This is a genomic window from Protofrankia sp. Cr1 (assembly GCF_963555865.1).
GTDB lineage: Bacteria > Actinomycetota > Actinomycetes > Frankiales > Frankiaceae > Protofrankia.
Genome location: NZ_CAUVXO010000425.1, coordinates 1 through 4,568 on the forward strand (window position 1 = coordinate 1; position 4,568 = coordinate 4,568).

At 71.9% G+C, this 4,568-nt stretch carries 1 protein-coding gene; it reads right to left on the reverse strand.

Features of this window, described 5'->3' with window-relative positions; genetic code table 11:
* Window positions 1-4,463, reverse strand: a 4,463-nt coding sequence (locus tag U9980_RS22875; protein ID WP_322769825.1) for an HAD-IC family P-type ATPase, incomplete at its 3' end; no start/stop codon positions are given.
* Window positions 4,464-4,568 lie beyond the last annotated feature (105 nt).

The window sequence follows — 4,568 nt, forward strand, 5'->3', positions numbered from 1 at the left end:
GCCCTGGACAGCAGCGTTCCACCCGCACAGGAGCCGGCCACGATCGTCCAGCCGGCCGGACCGAGCGGGGTGCAACCGAAGAAGTGGCTGAGCCCGGGTGTCTGTACGACCGCAACCAACACGGCCGCGGATCCGAGGCTGCTCAGCAGCACCGACCTGCCCCGGCCCCCAACCAGGACCGTCTGACCGAGCTGCGCGCCGATCAGAGCAGCAAGCCCCACGGTGTCGGCGTGGCGGCGACGGCCGGTGAAACGGGCGACAAGCCATCCACCGGATGCGGCGGCCGTGGTGGCGACGGCGCGCACCGCCACTTCCCGGGCGAGTGCGCGGCCGAGCGACTGCTCCGGGCCCTCGCCGAGAAACTGACCCGCCTTGTCGGGGTCGGGTTGGCGCAGCGCCACGGCGAGCCCCGGCGCGAGATCGGTGAGGAGGTTGACCAGCAACAACTGCCGGGCCGACAACGGCGATGCCCCCGTGGCCACCGACCCGAGCAGGGTGAAGGCGATCTCACCCAGGTTACCCCCCACGAAAATACCCAACGCCTGGCGGACCGAGGCCCACATCGCCCGGCCTTCGACCAGAACATCCAGGATCGTCTCGAGCCTGTCATCGGTGACGACCACGTCGGCGGCGGCCCGAGCTGCCGGGGTGCCGCGTTTGCCCAGGGCGATCCCGACGTCCGCGAGCCGGATGGCGGGAGCGTCGTTGGCCCCGTCGCCGGTCATCGCGACCACCTTGCCCAGCCGCTGATAGGACTCGACAACGCGCACCTTGTGCGCCGGGGTACCGCGGGCCACCACCGACACCTCGGGCAGCAGCGCGTCGAGCGCGTCGTCGTCCAGGGCATCGATCTCCGTACCGGTCACCACCCGGCCGCTGTCGAGTACTCCCAGTTCGGTGGCGATCGTCTCCGCGGTGGTCGGATGATCACCAGTAATCATCATGGTCCGGACGCCCGCGTCGCTCAGCTGGACGAGCGACGGCCCAGCGCCGGCCCGGACCGGGTCGGACAGCCCCAGGAAGCCGAGAAAGGTCAGCCCGTCGAGGTCGCTGTCGGCCAGTTCCCGAGCCGCCACCGGCATCCGCCGTTCAGCGACCGCCAGCACCCGATAGCCACCTCGACCGAGCGCATTGTGTTCACGGTTCAACCGTGCACGGCTGGCCCGGTCAAGGGGGATGGTGCCGTGCACGGTGCGCCACCGGATGCAACGCGGGACAATCGCTTCGGGCGCACCCTTGACGCTGAGGAGCGCACCGTCGCCCGCCCGCCCGAGGCAGGCGTGATAGCTGCGGCCCGGTTCGAAAGGCAGCGACGCCACCGCCGTCCACGACGCCAGGCCGTGGTCGCAGCCAACGCCGGCGGCAGCCGCTCCCTTGGCCACCGCCCGGTCAGTGGGGTGGGGCAGCTTGGCATGCGTGGCGGCATCGGCCGGGGTGGCGCGCAGTCCGGCGGCCACGACCTGGCGTTGCCGGGCATCAAGGTCCATGACGGCGGCGGTCCGGGCGCCGTCCGACACGGCCCCCAGGCGAATCCTGCCTCTGGTGAGCGTGCCGGTCTTGTCGAAACAAAGCACGTCCACCCGGCCGAGAGTCTCGATGGTCCGCGGGTTTCGTACCAGTGCCCCGCGGCCGGACAACCGCCGGGCGGCGGAAAGCTGGGCCGCAGTGGCGAGGAACGGCAGGCCCTCAGGCACGGCGGCAACAGCCAGCGCCACGCCCGCGCTCAGCGTGTTTCGAACGGGCCGGCCACGGATGAGTCCGGACGCGAGCAGCGTCCCGGCCGCGCCGATCACCACCGGCACGGTGAACTCGGTGATCGCGGAGAGCCGCGCTTCGACCCCGACGGCCCTGGCCGGACCCGTCGCCACGGCCATGCTCCGGCCCGCCTCGGTGGCCGGACCCGTCGCCACGACCACCGCTCTGCCGTGACCGGCGGCCACCGTGGTCCCCTCGTACACCATGGACGCCCTGGCGGCCACGTGACTGGCTGCGACCGGACGTGGGGACTTCGCAACGGGAAGGGATTCACCGGTCAGCGAGGACTCGTCAACCTCAAGATCTGTCGCTGCCAGCAGGCGGCCGTCGGCGGGAACGACGTCCCCTGGCCCGATCGAGATCACGTCGCCGGAAACGATCTCCTGTGCGGTGACGTCGACATCCCGGCGGTCGCGACGCACCCGTGCGCGGACCGCGGACTGGGCGAACAGGCGGGCAAGAGCGGCGTCGGCCCGCCGCTGCTGGACCGCACCCATGAGCGCGGACACAACCGCGACACTGACCACCAGAGCCGCATCCAGCACCGATCCGGTGGCAGCCGACAGGGCCGCCCCACCGAGGAGAATCGGCGTCAGCGGGCTGGAGAACTCCCGGACGAAGGCTCCGACCAGATCCGGCGCGACCGCGCCCACGCCGGCCACCTCCGAGCGCCGCGCCAGCGCGTCAGCGCGCGAGAGCCCATCGGGGGTGCTGCCCAGCTGCTCCAGGACACGTCGCGCCGGCAGCACGTGCCATGGCGTACGGGGGCTGGCCGGCGGCTGCGGACGCCTAGCGAGATCACGTGCAACCCGGATCCCGTTGCCGAGCGACAGCGCGGTCGCCCCGTGCACCATCAGCGTCGAGCGGGTCACTATGTGGGGGCCGACGCCGGTCACCGCTACCAGCGCACCCGCGCCGGACCCGATCTGGGCGAGCCGCACCGCTTGCCGGCTCACCGTGGCGGCGGCGGCGACAGCCTCCACCATCATCGCCGCGGCCGAGAGATCCCCGCCGACCAGGACGTCCGCCCCCCAGGCCGGGGAGCCGTCGTGGTCGTCGACCCCGACACCGACGTCGGCGCCGGTCACCGCGGCACGCCGGTGCGAGACAACAAGAACACCGCCGCGCTCCGCCTGTAGATCGGCGATGACCGCCACCAGCCGCCGCCCGCCCGGGACCACCGGGAACCCGAGACCGTCGGCCGGACTCCGGTCGCCCTGGGCCACGCGCACCGCGAGTCCGCTGCGACGACAGGACGCCAACAGCGCCTCGCTCGCCGGCGCCCACTCGGGAATCGCCCAGACGACCGCCATCGGTCTGCCACCCTGTGTGAGGCCGAGGATCCTTACAGCCCCCGCGGTTTCCAACCGCTGCTTGTCCTGGATACCCGAGCAGCCGTACGGAGCCAGCCGGTCCAGCGGGTCCAGCGGGTCCAGCGGGTCCAGCGGGGCGAGCGTCCAACCGTCCCGGGTGACCAGTGCGGCCGGATCGGTCGGCTGAAACAGCGCATAGGCCTGGACTGCGACCTCGCTCGGGTCCGCGCCGTCCACCGGGATGACCTCGCCAACTGCGAGCATGGGGCTCACCAGGATGTCGTGATCGATCACGATGGTGTCTACCCGGTCGAGCCGCCGCAGGGCCTCGGGACGCATCACGTGGACACCGCGGCGCGCCAGCACCCACATGAGATGGTGGGAAAATCCCTCCCGGCCGAACCGTACGGGACGCGGTAGCAGGGCTAACCCGGCCACAGCGGCACGGCGCGCGTCGCCGGTGACGGCCGCGGTGGCCCCGAATGCCCCCAGCGCGCCGATCCCGGCGGCGTCGGCGTACCGCTCCAGCGGCCCGCGCGGCAGCGGTCGGGGCCGCTCGCCGACCACCGCCTCGGCTGCCGCGCGGTCCGGATCGCCGAGCAGATCGTCGCCGGCTGCGATGAAGGCATTACGTCGGGCGCAGGCGGCCGCGAGGGCTTCGGCTCGAAGCACCGCATCGACACCGATGGCGACGTCCCCGTGCGACAGCCCCATCGCGGTTGCGGTGGCCACCGCCAGGACGATGTCCGCCCGCTCCAGGCCGATCGCCCTCTCCAGGATCCCGCGTAGTCGCGGCTGGGTGTCGACGACCGTGACGAGCGAGGCGAGCTCGATCGGCAATGGCAGCCAGCGGGCGACCCGACCCGCCGACGCCACCCCGAAGGCGACCCCGTCTGCGACCAGCGCGGTAGCCGCCCGCACCACGGGAGCCGGTGAATCCGGTGAATCCGGCTGATCGGACAGCCTCGGGCTACGGTGGCCGCCCGCCCCGACCAGCGCCTCACCGCCACCGCCCCCCGCAGTACCACCGGCGTCAGCACTACTGCCGTCAGCACCACTGGCGTCAAGGCGCTCCACCCGTTCGACTACCGCCGTCAACTCGCGTTGGGTCGGATAGGGATCGGACAACGCGAGCAGAACCCGTCCCAGCGGTGCGTTGACCCGGGCCCACAGGACCCCTGGGCAGCGCTGGAGCTCCTGCTCCAGGAGCCTGCGCCGCGCCTCGCCCGACGGACCCCAGATACCTCTACCGTGCACCTTGACGCTTGCCCGGGACCGAGCAATCCGATCGTCGGGTGAGGGAGCAACCGCGGGCTCCATCCGATCCAGAAACGGTCTCGCCACCGATGCAAGCCCCATGCCGGACAGCAGGTGCCAAACCCCTGACAGGGGCATCTACACCCTCCCATCATCACCGTAAGATTCTTTACGGTCACCAGAGGTCAGCACGTCAGGCGGCAGCCTCCACCGCCACGCCACCAGGACCAAGCGGCTCCGACC